This is a genomic window from Sphingomonas sp. Leaf231 (assembly GCF_001421995.1).
GTDB lineage: Bacteria > Pseudomonadota > Alphaproteobacteria > Sphingomonadales > Sphingomonadaceae > Sphingomonas.
This window is the reverse complement of the sequence record NZ_LMLS01000001.1, coordinates 947,295-965,584: the sequence shown is the minus strand read 5'-3', so window position 1 is coordinate 965,584 and position 18,290 is coordinate 947,295. Positions and strand designations below refer to the sequence as shown.

Sequence of the window (18,290 nt, the reverse complement as noted above, 5' to 3'; positions counted from 1 at the left end):
GCGGAACAAAGCGCGAATGGTGGCGTGTCAGGCGGCGCGGAGCGTCGAGATGATGCGGCCGCATTCGGCCTGCAGCGTCTCCGCGCGGGCGCGGACCTCGCCGCCGATCTCGCGGGTCAGCAGCGCCGCGTCGGTAGTGTCGGACAGCGATTGCGCGATCGCGCCGACCGCTTCGTCGATCGTCGCCGCGCTATGATCGATCGCGTCGATCGCGCGGGTCATTTCCTGCCCGGCGAGTTCCTGCTGCGCGACCATGCCCGCCGTCTCGCGTGCGGACTGATCGAGCGTGGCGATCGCCTCGTGCAGCGCCACCACGCGCGCCACGGTAGATCCGGTCGCCTCGCGGATGCCGGCGATCCGGTTGGAGATGTCGCCGCTGGTCTCCGCGGTCTGGGTGGCGAGGCTGCGTACTTCCTGCGCGACCACCGCGAAGCCGCGACCCGCCTCTCCGGCGCGCGCCGATTCGATCCGCGCGTTCAGCGCGAGCAGGTTGGTCTGCCCGGTCAGGGCGTTGATGCGCTGGGTGGCGCTTTCGACGGCGTAGACGCTGGTTTCCAGCGCTTCGTTCGCGGCGAAGGCGGCGGCGGAATGATGCGAGGCGTCGAACGCCAGCCGCGCGGAACGCTGCGCCTCGCCGCCGACATGCTTCACCATCTCGGTCAGGTCGGCGACGGTCCGCAACATGCCGCGCATCGCGACGGCGCTGTCGCGGCAGCGGTGGCGCGCGATGTCCGCCTCGCGTTGCTGCTGCTGGATCGTGCCCAGCGTACGATCGGCGCTGCCGTCCAGCGCGCGCGCGGCGTCCAGCAATTGCCTGACCAGCCCGGCGACGGATTGCTCCAGCTGGCCGGCGGTGTCGTGCGCCGCGGCGCGCAGCTGGCGGCGGTGCCGTTCGTCGGTGTCGGCACGACGGCGCGCCTCGACGATCGCCTCCCCGCGCGCTGCCTCTGCTTCGATACGGGCGCAATCGGCCTCGACCCGGGCGGATTCCGCCTGCGCCAGCACCGCTTCCACATCGCGCAGCGCCGCCTCACGCGCGGCGGCGGCGGCAGCCGCGCCGGCCAGGGCGGCTTCCAGTCCCCTGCCGGCGCGCAGCACGTACGTGACCAGCAACCCGGCGAGCAAAAGGAACAGTCCGGCACCGACCAGCATCGCCGGCAGCAATTTGCGCAGCACGCGCATGCCGGGTGCCGATGGTTCCCACGCCAATACGCCGATCGTCCGGCCGTGCCCGTCGGGAATCGCCACGGCATGGACCGGATCGTAGCGTTCGCCGCGCGCGGTCCAGTGCAGGCCGGGCAGGTCGAAGATCTTGCCCAGCGAGGCCAGTCGCTCCTCGTCGAGCAGGAATGCGTTGGCGAGCAGGCGCGGGCGTCCGGCCGGCGAACGCTTGTCCACGGAGGCGGGGGTGATCGGCATCGCGGCGATTACGGCTGGTTGCCCGCCCAGCCGCACCGTCATCACCTTGGCAACGCGCATCCGACGCGCCGCGTCCACCGTCGCGGGTGCCTCGGACGCCAGCTCGCGCGCGACGGCGGGGCTGGTGAGTTGCGCCAGCGATGGCAGCGGGCGCACGCCGCCATCGACCGCAAACAGCGTGTCGCCGCGATGATCGATAATTAGCGTCGGCGAGCCACCCCCGACCAGATTGGTGATGACCCATTGCCGGTCGAACGTGCCATAGACGTGGTCGGCGGCGTCGGCGGCGGCATCCCACCGGGACGGGGAAAACACCGCCTCGCCGGCCATTTCCGCCTCATACTGGATCGCGGCGCGCGCCTTGGCGCGGACCAGCGCGGCGGCGTCCGCATCCAGCTCCCCGATGAGGAGCGCGACCGTTAGAATCCCGCTGAGCAGCGCGATCACGATCAGCCCGATCAATAGCCACAGGATCGACCGCGTGCCGCCTTCCGCCGTCGCCACGCGGGTGCCGATCAGCGCACGCGTACGTCGGAGGGGAGCGAGCAGCGGCATGATCCGTCGCATTAACGTAACATCACTGAGGAGACGTTAATCGTCCCGCCGTGCGGCGACCGTCATGCCGGCGCCGGGCCGGGGCGACGGTCGCCTTTGCTCAGTTCACCGCGTTACCGGTCCCGCCCGTTACTGACAGGCGAGGCATTCGTCATAGTCGGTCGTCTCGCCCAGCGAGAATTTGGGAAGATCGATCGTATTGTCGGCCTCGACCCCGCCCGACCCCTCGGACCCCGCGAAGCCGGCGCGCTGCACCGACTTGGAGCGGAGGTAATACAGCGACTTGATGCCCAGTTCCCACGCGCGGAAGTGCAGCATCAGCAGATCCCACTTCTCGACATCGGCGGGAATGAACAGGTTCAGCGACTGCGCCTGATCGATATAGGGCGTGCGATCCCCGGCCAGTTCGAGCAGCCAGCGCTGGTCGATCTCGAAGGAAGTCTTGAAGCAATCCTTCTCTTCCGCGCTGAGGAAGTCGAGGTGCTGCACCGACCCGCCATGTTCCAGGATCGAACTCCACACCGACTCGGCGTTCTTGCTCTTCTCGTTGAGCAGCTTTTCCAGGTACGGGTTCTTTACCGCGAAGCTGCCCGACAGCGTCTTGTGGGTGTAGATGTTGGCCGGGATCGGCTCGATGCACGCGCTGGTCCCGCCGCAGATGATGCTGATCGACGCGGTCGGCGCGATCGCCATCTTGCAGCTGAATCGTTCCATGACGCCGACGTCGGCGGCATCGGGGCACGGGCCACGCTCGGCGGCGAGCGTCATCGACGCCTGATTTACCTGTGCGTTGACGTGGCGGAAGATGCGCAGGTTCCAGCTCTTGGCCATCGCCCCCTCGAACGGCAGCCCGCGCGCCTGAAGGAACGAGTGGAAGCCCATCACGCCGAGGCCCACCGACCGCTCGCGCCCGGCGCTATACGCCGCGCGCTCCATGCCAGGTTCGTGGCGGTCGATGTAATCCTGCAGCACGTTGTCGAGGAAGCGCATCACGTCCTCGATGAAGCCCTTTTCGTCCTTCCACTCGTCCCACGTCTCGATGTTGAGCGACGACAGGCAGCATACCGCCGTGCGATCGTTGCCGAGATGGTCCTTGCCGGTCGGCAGCGTGATCTCGCTGCACAGGTTGGAGGTCGATACCTTCAGCCCCAGCTCGCGGTGATGCTTGGGCATCGTCGAGTTCACATGGTCGGAGAAGACGATGTACGGCTCGCCCGTCGCCAGCCGGGTTTCGACCAGCTTCTGGAACAGCGCGCGGGCATCGACGGTGGCGCGGACCGAATTGTCCTTCGGCGACTTCAGATGCCATTCCGTGCCGTCGCGCACCGCATGCATGAACGCGTCCGGAATCAGCACGCCATGGTGGAGATTCAGCGCCTTGCGGTTGAAATCGCCCGAGGGTTTGCGAATTTCGAGGAACTCCTCGATCTCCGGGTGCGAAATGTCGAGATAGCAGGCGGCCGACCCGCGGCGCAGCGACCCCTGGCTGATCGCCAGCGTCAGCGAATCCATGACGCGCACGAACGGGATGATCCCGCTGGTCTTGCCGTTCAGCCCGACCGGCTCGCCGATGCCGCGCACGTTGCCCCAATAGGTGCCGATCCCGCCGCCGCGCGAGGCGAGCCAGACGTTCTCGTTCCAGGTCTGCACGATCCCGTCCAGGCTGTCCGGGACAGAATTGAGGTAGCAGCTGATCGGCAGGCCGCGTCCGGTGCCGCCGTTCGACAGCACAGGCGTGGCGGGCATGAACCACAGTTTCGAAATGTAGTCGTACAGCCGCTGCGCGTGCGCGGCATCGTCGGCATAGGCGGAGGCGACGCGGACGAACAGATCCTGGTAGCTTTCGCCCGGCAGCAGATAGCGGTCCTTCAGCGTTTCCTTGCCGAAGTCGGTGAGCAGCGCATCACGGCCATGATCGACGTCGAGCGGGAAAGGCTGGTTGCGCGCGCCGTGGCGGGCGATCGCCTCCTCGGTGGTCGCCGCGTCGATCGCTGCGGTGTCGATCGTCTCGCTGGTCATCGCGTCCCCGTTCGTGGTCGTGAAGTTCATGCGCTCGCATCCCGCCTGTCTGTGGTGCGATCCGTGCGGATCGGCTGTTCGAAATCACCGGCCGGTTCGCGCCACGATGGTCCGGCGTGATCCTCGTTCGGACCGTTCGCTTTACCACCGCTAGCGCCGATAGCCGGCCTCTACCTCTACAGATTGTGGCAGATGCGCGGTTCGGGCAAGTCCCGCGATAGGGTTGCAAACGGCCCTAAGTGCGGCGACGCGCGGAGTTCCGCCGATTCCGGGAATGCAAGACGGGCAAAATATTTTTACACGCCGCGCATCGGTGCGCGCACGAACCGGTGGTGCGGTTGCCCCCGGCGCGTCACGGTTTATACACCCCGCCCATGACGATCGTGATCCGTACCGCCGACCTGATCGAGAGCGTCGCCGACGCGCTCCAGTTCATCAGTTACTACCACCCGATGGATTATATCCGCGCGCTGGGCCAGGCGTACGAGGCGGAGCAATCGCCCGCCGCCAAGGACGCGATCGCGCAGATCCTGACCAACAGCCGGATGTGCGCGGAGGGGCATCGCCCGATCTGCCAGGATACCGGCATCGTCAACGTGTTCGTCAAATGGGGCATGGAGTGCCGGCTGGACGACAACACGCGCTCGATGCAGGACGTCGTCGATGAGGGGGTGCGCCGCGCCTACCTCCATCCCGAGAACAAGCTGCGCGCATCGGTACTGGCCGACCCTGCCTTCACCCGCCGCAACACCAAGGACAATACGCCGTGCGTGCTGCACGTCGAGCTGGTGCCGGGAAATACGGTGTCGGTCGACGTCGCTGCCAAGGGCGGCGGGAGCGAGAACAAGTCGAAGTTCAAGATGATGAACCCCAGCGACTCGATCGTCGACTGGGTGGTGGAGATGTTGCCGCAAATGGGCGCGGGCTGGTGCCCGCCGGGGATGCTGGGGATCGGCATCGGCGGCACCGCGGAACATTGCGTCCTGCTGGCCAAGCAGGCGTTGATGGAGCCGATCGACATGGGGCCGCTGAAGGCGCGCGGGCCGCGCAACGACGTGGAGGCGCTGCGCATCGAGATCTTCGACAAGGTCAATGCGCTGGGCATCGGTGCGCAGGGGCTGGGTGGGCTCTCGACGATCCTCGACGTGAAGATCAAGGACGCGCCGTGCCATGCCGCGGGCAAGCCGGTCGCGATGATCCCGAATTGCGCCGCGACGCGCCACGCGCATTTCACGCTCGACGGATCGGGGCCGGCCTATCTGGAAGCGCCGAAGCTCGACGAATGGCCGAAGGTGGACTGGACGCCGGACAAGGCGGCGATCCGCGTCGATCTCGATACGCTGACGCCGGAAATCGTGCAGACGTGGAAGCAGGGCGACCGCTTGCTGCTGAACGGCCGCATGCTGACCGGGCGCGACGCCGCGCACAAGCGCATCGCCGACATGCTGGCGGCCGGCGAGCCGTTGCCGGTCGAGTTCGCGGGCCGGGTGATCTATTACGTCGGGCCGGTCGATCCGGTCGGGGAGGAAGTGGTCGGCCCCGCCGGCCCGACCACCGCGACGCGGATGGACAAGTTCACGCGGATGATGCTCGACCAGGGCCTGCTGGCGATGGTCGGCAAGGCCGAGCGCGGCCCGGCGGCGACCGAGGCGATCCGCGAGGGCAAGAGCGCGTATCTGATGGCGGTCGGCGGCGCGGCATATCTGGTCGCGCGCGCGATCAAGGGCAGCAAGGTCGTCGGGTTCGCCGACCTCGGCATGGAGGCGATCTATGAATTCGAGGTCAGCGACTTCCCCGTGACGGTTGCGGTCGACGCGGAGGGCAACAACGTCCACCAGCTCGCCCCGCTGGTCTGGCGCGAGAAGATCGCGCGCGAGGGGCTGCTGGTCGGGGCGTAAGCGCCCCGGGGCGGGCGCGGGCAACGGCGTGGGTTGAAGCGGCGCGTCGGATGAAGGGCGGCTTCACACCTCCGGGCCGTTCTCCTTCAGTTCGGCCAGCCACGCTGCCGCGGTTCCGTCCGAGGGTGCCCGCCAGTCGCCGCGCGGGGATAGCGCGCCGCCGGCCGACACCTTCGGGCCGTTGGGCAGCGCCGAACGCTTGAACTGGCTGGTCTGGAAGAAGCGGATCAGGAATCGCTCCAGCCAGTGGACGATCGTCGCCAGATCATAGGCGGTGCGTGCTTCCTGCGGATAGCCGAGCGGCCAGCGTCCCGCCGACGCATCGTGCCACGCATGCCATGCCAGGAACGCGACCTTCGACGGGGCGAGGCCGTGGCGGATCAGGTAGTGCGCGAAGAAGTCGTTCAGCGCATATGGTCCGATCTTGCTCTCGGTGCTCTGCATCTCCGCGCCGGGCACCAGTTCGGGGCTGATCTCCTGCCCCAGGATCGCTTCCAGCACCGCATCGGTTTCGCGGTCGTACTGGTCGGTGCCGATGGCCCAGCGGATCAGGAACTGGATCAGCGTCTTGGGCACGCCGGCGTTGACCGCGTAATGACTCATCTGGTCACCGACTCCGTAGGTGCACCAGCCGAGCGCAAGTTCGCTGAGGTCGCCCGTGCCGACTACCAGCCCGTCGCGCTGGTTGGCGATGCGGAAGAGATAGTCGGTGCGCAGGCCCGCCTGCACATTCTCGAACGTAATGTCGTACACCGGCTCGCCGCGGCCATAAGGGTGACCCATGTCCTGCAGCATCCGCGTCGCGGCGGGGCGGATGTCGATCTCCTCCGCGGTGATGCCCAGTGCATGCATCAGCTTCCACGCATTGTCCTTCGTGCCCGCGCTGGTGGCGAAGCCGGGCATGGTGATGCCCAGGATGTCGCTGCGTGGCCGCCCCAGCCGGTCGAGCGCCTTGGCGACGACGATCAGCGCATGAGTACTGTCGAGTCCGCCCGACACGCCGATCACCAGCCGCTGCGCGCGTGCCGCGACCAGCCGCTTGGCGATCCCCTCGACCTGGATGTTGAACGCTTCGTAGCAATCCTGATCGAGCGTCGCGGGGGTGTTGGGCACGAACGGGAAGCGCCGCAGCTCGCGTTTCAGCCCCAGGTCCGCGAAATCGGGCCGGTGCGAAAAGGCGATGCGGCGGAAGCGCGTTTCGGGATGGCCCGCGACCATCGCGGCGTCGTTGAACGTACCGTTGCGCAGTCGTTCCTGCACCAGCCGTTCGGTATCGACATCCGCGATCGTCAGCCCCGGCTGGTGCGCGAACCGTTCGGATTGCGCGAGCAACTCGCCGAGTTCGTGGACGCTGCCCTGACCGTCCCACGCCAGATCGGTGGTGCTCTCCCCCGGGCCGGCGGCGGAATAGACATAGGCGCACATCGCGCGTGCGGATTGCGAAGCGGACAGCATCATCCGCTCACGCGACTTGCCGATCACCACGTTCGATGCCGACAGGTTCGCGCACACCAGCGCCCCGGCCAGCGCGCCCATCGTCGACGGCGGGGTGGGCGCCCAGTAATCCTCGCAGATTTCGGCATGGATGACGAAATGCGGCAGGTCATCGGCGGCGAACAGCAGGTCGGTGCCGAACGGCACATCCTGCCCGTCGATCGCGATCGTCATCCCGGTCAGCCCCGCGCCGCTCGCGAACCAGCGCTTTTCGTAATATTCGCGGTAATTGGGCAGGAACGTCTTGGGCACCACGCCCAGCACGCGCCCGCGCGCGACGGCCAGCGCACAATTGTACAGCCGCCCGCCGCGCTCCAGCGCCGCACCCACCAGCAGCACCGGGCGCAACGTCGCGCTGGCGGCGACCACCGCGGCGATCGCCGCCAGCGTCGCGCGCTGCAACGCCGATTGCAGGTGCAGGTCGTCGATGGCGTAGCTGCTGAGGTTCAGCTCGGGATAGACCAGCAGGTCCACGCCGGCGTCGTGTGCGGTGCGGGCCAGCGCGATCGTCCCCTCCGCATTGGCGGCGGGATCGCCGACGGTGGCGAGCGGGGTGGCGGCGGCGACGCGCACCATGCCGTGGCGATGCAACGAGCGGAAAGCGGGATTCATGCCTGCGTAAATACCGACGGAAGCGACGCTTTGCCAACTATTCGCGGTCTGGCGTTCACGCTACGCTACGCACTGATGCAAAGAGATAATCTACCGTTGGATGACTTTGCCCGCTCGCTGGCCCTTGGGGGCGAGACGGGGAAGCGGATACTGGCGGTGGATTGGTCGTCCTCGCCGCTCGGCCCCCCGGCGGACTGGCCGGCGACGTTGCGGAACGCGCTGACGATGTGCCTGCCCTCCGCCGCGCAGGTCGCGATCTTCTGGGGGGAGGAATATCACACACTGTACAACGACGCGCACGCCGCGGTGATGGGATCGGCGCACCCCGATGGTTTCGCGCGTCCGGCCGCCGAATGGATGGGCAAGACCTGGGAGACGATCGGCCCGTTGATGGAACGCGTGCGCACCACCGGCGAGACGGTGGCCGACCGTGATCGCGCGCTCCCCTTCGAACGCGCGGGCCGCACCGGAATCGTGTATTTCGACGTGTCCTATTCGCCGATCCTGTTGCCCGACGGCAGCGTCGGCGGCATCCTGTCAATCGTGTCCGACACCACCGAGCGCGTTCGCGACGCAGCGGCGGTAGGGCAGGAGCGCGAGCGGCTGCGCGCGATGTTCGATCAGGCGCCCGGTTTCATCGCGGTGCTGCGCGGGCCGGATTATGTCATCGAACTGGCCAACAGCACCTATCGGCGGATGACCGGCAACCGCCCGCTGGTCGGCCGCCCCTATGCCGAGGCGCTGCCCGAGGTCGCCGCCGCCGGCTTCATCGCGCGGCTGGACGAGGTGCGGCGAACGAACACGCCGTTCCGGGCGCTCGACATGCTGGTCGAGTTGCCGGGCGAAGAACCCGGCACGATGCGCGATTACTGGATCGACTTCATCTGCCAGCCGATCGCCGATGAAGACGGAGAGGTGACCGCGATCTTCATCGAGGGCATCGACCGTACGGAGGGGCATCGCGCGCGCGAGGCGCTGGCGCGTGGACGCGCCGCGCTGGAGCAGGCGACGGAGGCGGGCGAGGTGGCGATCTGGGACTATGACGTGGTGCGCGACCGCTTCGTCTGCTCGCCGCGCGGCATGTACCTTTACGGCATGCAGCCGGATGCATCGCCGATGACCCGGGCCGAGTTCCGCGAGCTGATCGATCCGGACGACCGGGCGATGCTGGAGGCGGCATATCCGGCAGTGGTCGACCCGGCCACACGCGGGCTGCTGGACATCGAATACCGGGTGGCGCGCGACCGGCTGGGCGAGGTGCGCTGGCTATCGGTGCGCGGGCGGGGCCTGTTCGACGGCGACGTCTGCGTGCGCATCGTCGGCACCCTGACCGACGTCACCGCGCGCAAGTTGCAGGCGGAAGCGTGGCGCGAGAGCGAGGAACGTTTCCGCACCGTCGCCGACAGCTTGCCCGCCGTGGTGTGGATGACCGAGCCGGACGGTCGCATCTCCTTCGCCAGCCGCGGTTTCGAGGCGATCCTGGGCGTTGCGCCGCAGACGGTGGTCGAACACGGCTGGGTCGACCTGCTACGTCCCGACCGGCGCGAGCATACGCGGCGGCGGCGGATCGAGTGGCTGGCGAGTCCATCCGCGCTGAGCGGCGAATACCCGCTGCTCACGCCCGGCGGCGAGGAGCGGTGGATCCATATCGAGGCGCGGCCCCGCTACCTCGGCACCGTCTTCCAGGGCTATCTGTCGTGCGGGATCGACGTGACGGAGGCGCATCTGGCGGGCGAGCGGCTGGAGGCGCGGATCGCGCAGCGCACCGCCGAACTGACCGAGGAGATCGCGGAGCGCGAGCGCGTGGAGGAGACGCTGCACCAGATGCAGCGGCTGGAGGCGGTCGGGCAATTGACGTCCGGGGTGGCGCACGATTTCAACAACCTGCTGACGGTGATCCTCGGCAATGTCGACGCGCTGGTCGCGGCGGCGCGACGCGGATTGGTGGACGGGCGCTTCCAGCCGCGTTTCGACCATATCCGCATCGCCGCCGAGCGCGGCGCGGCGCTGACCACGCAATTGCTCGCTTTTTCGCGACGGCAGCGGCTTGAGGCGAGGGTGGTCGAGCTCGACCGCACCATGACCAACATGCAGGATCTGCTCGCCAGCACGCTGGGGCGCGAGATCGCGATCGAGACGCGCAGCGCCGGACCGATCTGGCCAGCCCTCGTCGATCCGACGCAGATGGAACTCATCATCCTCAACCTGGCGATCAACGCGCGCGACGCGATGCCCGGCGGCGGCACGCTGACGCTGGCGGTCGACAACGTCACGCGCGGGCCACCCACTTCGCCGGAGGAGCCGCCGCCCGGCGATTACGTCCGTGTCGCGGTGCAGGATACCGGCGAGGGCATGACCGCGGCGGTCCGGGCGCGGGCGTTCGAGCCGTTCTTCACCACCAAGGAGGTCGGCAAGGGATCGGGGCTGGGGCTGGCGCAGGTGTTTGGTTTCGCCAAACAGTCAGGTGGAGGGGTGCGGATCGACAGCGTGCCGGGGCAGGGGACGACGATCAGCGTCTTCGTGCCGCGCGCGGCGGCGTCCGCGCGTGCCGATACGCCACCCGCCGATGTCGCGCCGCCGGCGCCTCTGCCGCCCGGAGAGCCGCTGCGCGACGTGACGGTCATGGTGCTCGACGACGACGACCGGGTACGACAGATCGCGGTGGAAACGCTGCGCGAGGCCGGCTGCCACGTGGTGGAGGCGAGCGACGGCGCATCGGCGCTGGAGGCGCTGGCGCGGGAACCGCGCATCGCGCTGGTCGTCACCGATATCGCGATGCCGGGGATGACCGGGATCGAATTCGCCCAGCGCGTCGAACTGCTGCATCGCCACATCGGCATCCTGTTCGTGACCGGCCATGCCGATCCCGCGGAAATCCCGCTGGTCAGCGAGGATCGCCTGATCCGCAAACCGTATTCGCGCCGCCTGCTGGTCGACCGCGTCAGCGCATTGTTGCACGACGGCTGATCCGCGCCCGCCTTTCAATCGGCTGACGATCCGGTTCAGTGTGGGTTGCATCGTCGTCCGGCAGGAAGGCGGCATGATCCGGCGGAGGGTGCGCGCGATGTGGAAGACGGTGATGGCGGGGTTGTTGTCGATGACGGCGCTGGCTCCGCCGGCTCAGGCTCAGGCTCAGGCTCAGGCTCAGGCGCAGGATGGACGGTCGATGGATCGCGGCACGTGGCGGCGCGAGCGGGCCGAGCGCCCGGACCCGCCCGCCGTCGCGATGCCGCGCCCCAAACCGGAGCGCGATATCGGCAGCGATCCCCGGCAACGCGACGGACGCCCCGTGTTCGGTGGTCGGGAGCGGGGCGATCGGCAATGGGTTGAGCGCGGGGGCGATCGGCGCCGAATGGACCGGGACGATCCCCGCCCGGCCAACACCGACGGCGGGTGGCGTGGAAACGTGGACCGCCGCGGTGAGCCGGGCGGCGGCTATCGCGAAGGCAATGGCGATCGCGGTCGGGAGCGTGGCCGGGATCGCGGCATGTCACGGGCGGTGCCCGCCGATCGCGTCTGGCGCAGCGACCGGGCGGTGCCGCGGCAGCGGTTCGGCGGGTACGATCGTGCACCGTCGTCCACGATCTGGCGTTCCGGTCGCGCCGCTGGGTGGGATCGCGACTGGCGACGCGACCCGCGCTACGACTGGAACCGCTACCGGACGCAGCGCGGCGCCGCGTTCCGTCTGCCGCGTTACTATGCGCCATATGGCTGGGATGGCGGCTACCGGCGGTTCGGGGTCGGCGTGCCGCTGGCGTCGATGCTCTACACGCCGCATTACTGGATCTACGATCCCTATACCTATCGCCTGCCCGACGCCGGGGAGCCGTATCGCTGGGTGCGCTATTATGACGATGCGCTGCTGGTCGATATCGAGGACGGTATCGTGGCGGATGTGATTCATGGCATCTTCGATTGACGCAGGTCACTTGAATCCGGCGCGGCGTCGCGCGAAATTCGTGCGGTCATGTCTCTTGCGACCACACCCCCCGGCTATCCCTCCGCCGTTCGCGCCGCGCACGGGCAGGCGGTGGCCGCCCGGCTCGACGCCGACTCGCGGATGCAGCGCCTGCCCAGCGACACGGTCGCGGCGTGGCGCTGCATCGATTTCCTCGACGACGCCACGTGCGACTGGCTGGTGCAGGTGATCGACGCCAACCGCCGCCCGTCGCGGTTGTTCAGCGATCGCGGCGGGCCGGAGGCGCGCACCAGCGACAGCTGCGACATGGACCGCAACGCCCCCGACGTGCGCCGGGTGGACGAGGCGATCGCCAGCGCGTTGGGGCTGGGCGCGGAATTCGGCGAGACGATGCAGGGGCAGCGCTATGCACCCGGGCAGCTGTTTCGCGCGCATCATGACTACTTCCATGAGGCCGAAAGCTACTGGCCGGCAATGCGCGAGAACGGCGGGCAGCGCACCTTCACCGCGATGATCTACCTCGACGATGTCGAGGAAGGCGGGGCGACCTGGTTCCCCAAGGGCGGGCTGCGCGTCGCGCCGCGCCGGGGCATGTTGCTGGTGTGGAACAACATGGCGGCCGACGGCAGCCCGAACACCGCGACCCTGCACGAGGGGATGGCCGTGCTGGAAGGCACCAAGTACATCGTCACCAAGTGGTTCCGGGAAGAGCCATGGGGACGCCGCCCGCGCGCGGCGACCGCATCGTGACCGAGCCGCTGCAAGGAATCCCGCCGGCGGTGATCGACGCCGCGCGCCGCGTGCTGGAGGCAGCCTGCGCACGCGAACTGTCGATCGTCACCGCCGAAAGCTGCACCGGCGGGCTGCTCGCTTCCCTGCTGACCGATGTGGAAGGCGCGAGCCATGCGTTCGAGCGTGGCTTCGTGGTCTATTCGGCAAAGGCGAAATGCGAATTGCTGGGCGTCGCGGCGGAGCGGATCGATCGCTGCGGCGCGGTGAGCGAGGATGTGGCGCGCGCGATGGCGGAAGGGGCGCTGCTCCATTCGGACGGGGACGTGGCGCTGGCGATCACCGGCTTCGCGGGCGCGGGCGCGCCGGGGGACGAGCCCGGTCTCGTCCATCTCGCCTGCCGGCGGCGCAGCGACGAGCGTGTGTGGCACCGCGAATGCCATTTCGGCGACATCGGCCGCGGCCCCGTGCGCGAGGCGGCGCTGGAGGTCGCGCTGGATATGCTGGAGACAGCGCTGGCCGGGGCGTAGCGGGCGGAAGCGCTTTCCTTCGCCCCCCCCGGCGACTAGAAGGCGCCATGCTACAGGCAAGCTCGGGCTTCTCGTTCTCCACCCGGCCGGCGGCGATCGCGCGCTGGCTCCACATCGTCGCGGCGTTGATCGTGGCGATGGTGGTGGTCGGCGGGATCACCCGGCTGACCGAATCCGGCCTGTCGATCACCCAATGGAAGCCGATCAGCGGCATCGTCCCCCCGCTGACCCATGCGCAATGGCTGGCCGAGTTCGCCAATTACCAGCGTATTCCGGAATATCAGCAGCTGAACCGCGGCATGACGCTGGACGGGTTCAAGGCGATCTTCTTCTGGGAATATCTCCACCGATTGCTGGGGCGCGTGATCGGGCTGGCCTTTGCGGTGCCGCTGGTCTGGTTTGCGATCCGGCGGCAGATCCCGCGCGGCTACGGCTGGCGACTGTGCGCGCTGCTCGCGCTCGGCGGATTGCAGGGCGCGATCGGCTGGTGGATGGTCGCTTCCGGCCTGTCGGTGCGCACCGACGTCAGCCATCTGCGGTTGGCCGCGCACCTCGGCACCGCGTTGTTCATCCTGGGCGGGATCGTCTGGACCGCGCGCGACCTGCGTGCGCTGGCCGCCGATCCGGGTGCCCGCCCCGCACGGCTGGGCATGGGGGCGGCCCTGGTGATCGCGGTGCTGGCGGTTCAGATCGTGCTGGGTGCGTTCACCGCCGGCCTCGATGCAGGCTATGCCTTTTCCAGTTGGCCGTTGATGGGTGACGCGTGGTTCCCCGCCGACGTGCCGATGGTCGCCCCGGCGTGGCGCAACGCGTTCGACAATCCGGTCGTCGTGCAGTTCCTCCATCGCTGGATCGCCTTCGCCGCCGCCGGTGCGCTGCTGTGGCTGGCGTATCGCGCGCGGATGCGCCGGGCGCCGGGCGCTGCGCTGGCGGTCGTCGTGCTGGTGGTGGTGCAGATCGCCTTGGGGGTCGCGACGTTGCTGACCGGCGTCGATATCGTCGTCGCGGTCGCGCATCAGGCCAATGCCGCGCTGCTGCTGATCGCCACGATCGCCGCCGCGCACGCGGTCAGTCGCCGCCGCGCGTAAGCTTGCCGGCGACGGCGATAACCGGCGCTCCCACGGGCGTGGTATCATAATACCCGTCAGCAAAGCCGCGGAAACGTTGACATCGTCGCCGACCGGCGGCATTGGGACCGTAACGGCGCGTGCACCCGGCGGGGTGGCGCGTCCTTATCTTTTTAGACGCGAAATGAAGGTCACCAGGCACCATGAAGGCGCTGATGAAGACCACCAAGGCGGCCAAGCCGCATGAGGTGGAGAAGAAGTGGCACATCGTCGATGCGGAGGGCCTCGTGGTCGGCCGGGCGGCGGTGGTGATCGCCAACGTGCTGCGCGGCAAGCACAAGACGAGCTTCACCCCGCACGTCGATTGCGGTGACAATGTCATCGTCATCAATGCGGACAAGGTGCGCTTCACCGGCAACAAGCTGGCCAACAAGATCTATTACAAGCACACCGGCTATGCCGGCGGCATCAAGGGCGTGACCGCCGCGAAGGTGCTGGAAGGCCGCTTCCCGGAGCGCGTGCTGGAAAAGGCCGTCGAGCGGATGATCCCGCGCGGCCCGCTCGGCCGTCAGCAGATGCGCAACCTGCGCATCTTCACCGGTTCGGCGCATCCGCATGAAGCGCAGAACCCCGAGGTCCTCGACATCGCCGGCATGAGCCGCAAGAACAAGGTGGGCGCATAATGTCCGACAACCGCCAGTCCCTTTCCGATCTCGGCGCCGCGCTCCAGCAGCAGCAGCGTGAGACCAACGAAGGCGATCAGGTCGAGACGTCGGCCGATGCCTATCTGGCCGGCGACGTGCAGGAGCCGGTACAGCGCGCGCCGCTGCGTGCGCAGGAGATCGACAAGTTCGGTCGCGCCTATGCCACCGGCCGTCGTAAGGACGCGGTCGCGCGCGTCTGGCTGAAGCCGGGTTCGGGCAAGATCACGATCAACGGTCGCGATCAGGAAATCTATTTCGCGCGTTCGACGCTGCGTCTCGTCATCAACCAGGTGTTCGGTATCACCGAGCGCGAAGGCCAGTATGACGTGATCTGCACCGTCAAGGGCGGTGGTCTGTCGGGTCAGGCCGGCGCGGTGAAGCACGGCATCAGCCAGGCGATCACCCGCTACGAGCCGGCGCTGCGCGCCCCCGTCAAGGCGGCAGGCTTCCTGACCCGCGATCCGCGCGTCGTCGAGCGTAAGAAGTACGGCCGCGCCAAGGCACGCCGCAGCTTCCAGTTCTCGAAGCGCTGATACGCGGATGGCGCGAGATCGCTTCGGCGATCCCGCGACCTGCCACGGCAACGAAGGGGCGGTCCGGCAACGGGCCGCCCTTTCCGTATGCGCGCGATCCGGACGTCGCGGCGCGTTCTTGAGCGCGAAGGGGGCAGAATGCCGTCGTCCCGAGCGTGCTTCGTCGGCGCGCGCAGCGACGCGATCCAGATCCGGCCCGGAACGCCCGGGCTTGCCTAGCGATACGCGCCATGACGAATCAGTTGCGGCAACGTCATCGCGTCGGGATCATCCCGACTGCGCCTGACGCCTGCGTGTCACCGATCCACACGCGCCATCCACCGTCTGAGCCGGGCGTCGGCCGCACCTCGACGATGGATCTGTAACATACCATTGCCGCGCGCCGAAGCAGCCGTCATATCGCCGCCATGAAGCGCACGGCACTGACTGTAACTCTCCCGGACGGATGCCATCGCGCCGTGCTGGCCGCGGCTGCCGCGGCGTCGATCGCTGCGCTGCCGGCGTCGGCGCAGGAGCACGACGAACAGCTCTGGTTGCAGGCGAACACCAACGTCCCCGTCACCGACGAGGCGCGCATCACGCTGGAGCAGATCGGCCGGTTCAGCGATCGGCAGGAGGGATTGTACCAGACCGAATTCGGCGTGCTGCTGTCCTATCGCATCGCGCGCGGGATCGAATTGGGTGCGGGATACCGCAAGGTGGGCACCCACAGCCTGAACACCGCCGCAGACGAGGACCGTATACGCCAGCAGGTGGTCGCCACCTTCGGCCGCTTCACCACGCGCTTTCGCGTCGACGAACGCTTCAATCCGCGCGGCGACGAGATCGGATTTCGGGTGCGGCCGCTGGTCCGCTACAATCACCGTGTCGGGCCGAAGGGCACCGCGCTGTTCGTCAGTCACGAAAGCTTCTGGCTTCCGAACAGCACCAGCTGGGGCCAGCGTAGCGGCTATGAGCGGATGCGGAACATCGTCGGGATCATGGTGAGGCCGATTGCGGACACCAGTCTCGACATCGGGTACCTCAACCAGTTCCGGCCGGGCCGCGCCGGGGGACGCAACCAGATGGACCACGCATTGACCCTGCAGCTGACGGTGAACCTGCACGCACAGGAAGCGCCAGCGACGCACGACTGACCGGCGCGGTCGTCGCGGTCGTCGCGACGTCCGGGGACCGTTTCGTCGCGCCCGGCACGCGAGCGAGAATGCGTTTCGCCGGTTATCCTTGGGAAGCGGAACCCTGCATCAACGCGGCGGCGACGATCCGCCGCCGGGCACCGCCGAATGCCGCGACGTCGGGAGGGGCAGTATGGGCCGTGTCGAACCGAAACCAGCCCGGCTTCCATCCAGCCTTGCCCCCCTTTGCGGTCGCCCCGGACCGTATTCGGCCCCTCACTTCCACGAGGGTCGCAAAAAGCGGTGCCGTGGACTCGATCCGGCCGACGATCCGCGATCGTTCATCGCCGGATCGACCGGACCTACGCGTCGACGTTCGCCACGAAGGCGTGCAGGCGATCGGCCATGTCCTGCAGGGTCACGCCGCGGATGTCGCCGTTGCTCGCATCGTCACCGCGCAGCAGTTCGGCGATCGCCAGTTGCATCTGGGTGACATGGTCGATGCGTTGCAGGCTCGCCATGTGGCGGCGCAGCGTGTCGCCGTCGCTGCCCAGGTCATAGGCGAGGTCGGCGAGCATGCTCGACGCCAGCACCAGCTCGGCTGCCAGGGCCTTGGCTAGCGGACGGGTCACGCCAGCCCCGGCCGTCATGCCCTCCGGATGCGGTGCCAGTTCCGCCGCCGCGCTCATTTGGAGCACATCTTCATGACGCCCGCGACCAGCCCCTCGCTCGTCACCGGCTGCGACACCATGCCGCGCGTCAGCGTGTAGCCGCCGCCGCTCTCGGCCGGCGCAAAGGCGTAGCCGCCGGCCGCGTTCATCGCACGCAGGCCACCGGCGCCATCCTCATTGGCGTCGAGCAGCAGCACGCCGACCGCGTTGGCCGCGGCGGCCTTCGCCGCGGAGGCGAACAGCAGCGAGATCGACGGGCGCTCGCCCGCGACCGGATCCTTGGGCAGCAGGCGCAGCGTGCCGTTCGGCCAGCTGTCGATCACCAGATGCGCGTCGCCGTGCGGCGCGAGGTAGATCGTGCCCTGTTCCGGCTTCATCCCGTCGGCGGCGACCACCACCTTGGCCGCGCATTGCTCGGCCAGTTTCTCGACCATGCTGTCGACCAGCCCCGGCCCAAGATGCTGCACCACCACGGTCGGCGGGCAGTTCGCCGGGAAGCCCGCGAACAGGTCGAAGATCGACTTGGTGCTCGACGCGTCACCACCGACCAACAGCAGGCGGCCGTTCCAGTCGATCGGCGGCGCCTTGGCTCCCTTGGGCGCGCTCTTGGGCTTCAGGTCGGCCTTCTTGGCTGCCTTCAGCCGCTTGGCCAGCTTGGCGATGATCGCGTCCAGCTCGGCCGGCGCGGCGACGCGCGGCTTGGGAAAACAGTCGATCGCGCCCAGCCGCAGCGCCTCGATCGTTTCCGCCGCACCGTCCTGCGTCCGCGTCGAGAACATGATGACCGGCATGGGCTTGCTGTCCATGATCTCGGCCAGGTAATCGAGCCCACTCATCCCCGGCATCTCGACGTCCAGCGTCATCACGTCGGGGCGGGCGGATTCGACCAACCCGCGCGCCTCCGCGGCGCCATCGGCCATGCCGACCACTTCCACGCCCGGGATCCGCTCCAGCGCACCCGAGATCAGCGCGCGCATGGTCAGCGAATCGTCGACCACCAATACTTTCGTTCCAGCCATGATCCC

14 protein-coding genes are annotated in these 18,290 nt (G+C 68.2%); 9 read left to right on the top strand and 5 right to left on the bottom strand.

All coding sequences use genetic code 11. The features are described 5' to 3' along the window. Window positions 1-27: 27 nt before the first annotated feature. Entirely contained in the window at window positions 28-1,974 is a 1,947-nt protein-coding gene (locus tag ASE95_RS04510; protein ID WP_156347872.1) for a methyl-accepting chemotaxis protein, read from the bottom strand. Between the two features lie 129 nt (window positions 1,975-2,103). Further along, on the bottom strand, window positions 2,104-4,023 hold the full coding sequence (locus ASE95_RS04505; RefSeq protein WP_056631967.1) for a ribonucleoside-diphosphate reductase subunit alpha: 1,920 nt from the start codon (window positions 4,021-4,023) through the stop codon (window positions 2,104-2,106). Window positions 4,024-4,367: 344 nt separating this feature from the next. On the opposite strand from ASE95_RS04505, the gene ASE95_RS04500 reads away from it, so the two are divergent. After that, the gene (locus ASE95_RS04500; RefSeq protein ID WP_056631964.1) at window positions 4,368-5,891 is read left to right on the top strand and encodes a fumarate hydratase; all 1,524 of its coding nucleotides are present in this window, start codon (window positions 4,368-4,370) and stop codon (window positions 5,889-5,891) included. Window positions 5,892-5,954: 63 nt separating this feature from the next. Here ASE95_RS04500 and ASE95_RS04495 read toward each other — a convergent pair whose 3' ends face one another. Next, on the bottom strand, window positions 5,955-7,997 hold the full coding sequence (locus tag ASE95_RS04495; protein ID WP_056631961.1) for an NAD(+) synthase: 2,043 nt from the start codon (window positions 7,995-7,997) through the stop codon (window positions 5,955-5,957). Between the two features lie 96 nt (window positions 7,998-8,093). On the opposite strand from ASE95_RS04495, the gene ASE95_RS04490 reads away from it, so the two are divergent. From ASE95_RS04490 to ASE95_RS04455, 8 genes are all read left to right on the top strand, one after another. After that, complete coding sequence (locus ASE95_RS04490; RefSeq protein WP_056631958.1) at window positions 8,094-10,964, top strand: PAS domain-containing protein; 2,871 nt, start codon at window positions 8,094-8,096, stop codon at window positions 10,962-10,964. Window positions 10,965-11,037: 73 nt separating this feature from the next. Beyond that, window positions 11,038-11,916 (top strand): RcnB family protein, encoded by an 879-nt coding sequence (locus tag ASE95_RS04485; protein WP_082449537.1) that lies wholly within the window; start codon window positions 11,038-11,040, stop codon window positions 11,914-11,916. Between the two features lie 48 nt (window positions 11,917-11,964). Then, the gene (locus ASE95_RS04480; protein ID WP_056631950.1) at window positions 11,965-12,666 is read left to right on the top strand and encodes a 2OG-Fe(II) oxygenase; all 702 of its coding nucleotides are present in this window, start codon (window positions 11,965-11,967) and stop codon (window positions 12,664-12,666) included. After that, a complete protein-coding gene (locus ASE95_RS04475) occupies window positions 12,630-13,175 on the top strand; it encodes a CinA family protein (protein WP_056631947.1) in 546 nt (181 codons plus the stop codon). Before ASE95_RS04480 ends, ASE95_RS04475 begins: the two co-directional genes overlap by 37 nt. Window positions 13,176-13,222: 47 nt before the next feature. Next, window positions 13,223-14,263 (top strand): COX15/CtaA family protein, encoded by a 1,041-nt coding sequence (locus ASE95_RS04470; protein WP_056631944.1) that lies wholly within the window; start codon window positions 13,223-13,225, stop codon window positions 14,261-14,263. Window positions 14,264-14,445: 182 nt separating this feature from the next. Next, entirely contained in the window at window positions 14,446-14,925 is a 480-nt protein-coding gene (gene rplM / locus ASE95_RS04465; protein ID WP_082449535.1) for a 50S ribosomal protein L13, read from the top strand. After that, window positions 14,925-15,479, top strand: a complete 555-nt coding sequence (gene rpsI / locus ASE95_RS04460) for a 30S ribosomal protein S9 (protein ID WP_082449533.1) — start codon at window positions 14,925-14,927, stop codon at window positions 15,477-15,479. The genes rplM and rpsI overlap by 1 nt, the downstream gene beginning before the upstream one ends. A gap of 407 nt (window positions 15,480-15,886) precedes the next feature. Continuing rightward, window positions 15,887-16,615 (top strand): DUF2490 domain-containing protein, encoded by a 729-nt coding sequence (locus tag ASE95_RS04455; RefSeq protein WP_056631942.1) that lies wholly within the window; start codon window positions 15,887-15,889, stop codon window positions 16,613-16,615. A 341-nt stretch (window positions 16,616-16,956) separates the two neighbouring features. Here the strand turns inward: ASE95_RS04455 and ASE95_RS04450 are convergent, their stop codons facing one another. Both ASE95_RS04450 and ASE95_RS04445 read right to left on the bottom strand, forming a co-directional pair. Next, entirely contained in the window at window positions 16,957-17,283 is a 327-nt protein-coding gene (locus ASE95_RS04450; RefSeq protein WP_235528180.1) for a hypothetical protein, read from the bottom strand. After that, entirely contained in the window at window positions 17,280-18,284 is a 1,005-nt protein-coding gene (locus ASE95_RS04445) for a chemotaxis protein CheB (protein ID WP_056631939.1), read from the bottom strand. Before ASE95_RS04445 ends, ASE95_RS04450 begins: the two co-directional genes overlap by 4 nt. Window positions 18,285-18,290: the final 6 nt, after the last annotated feature.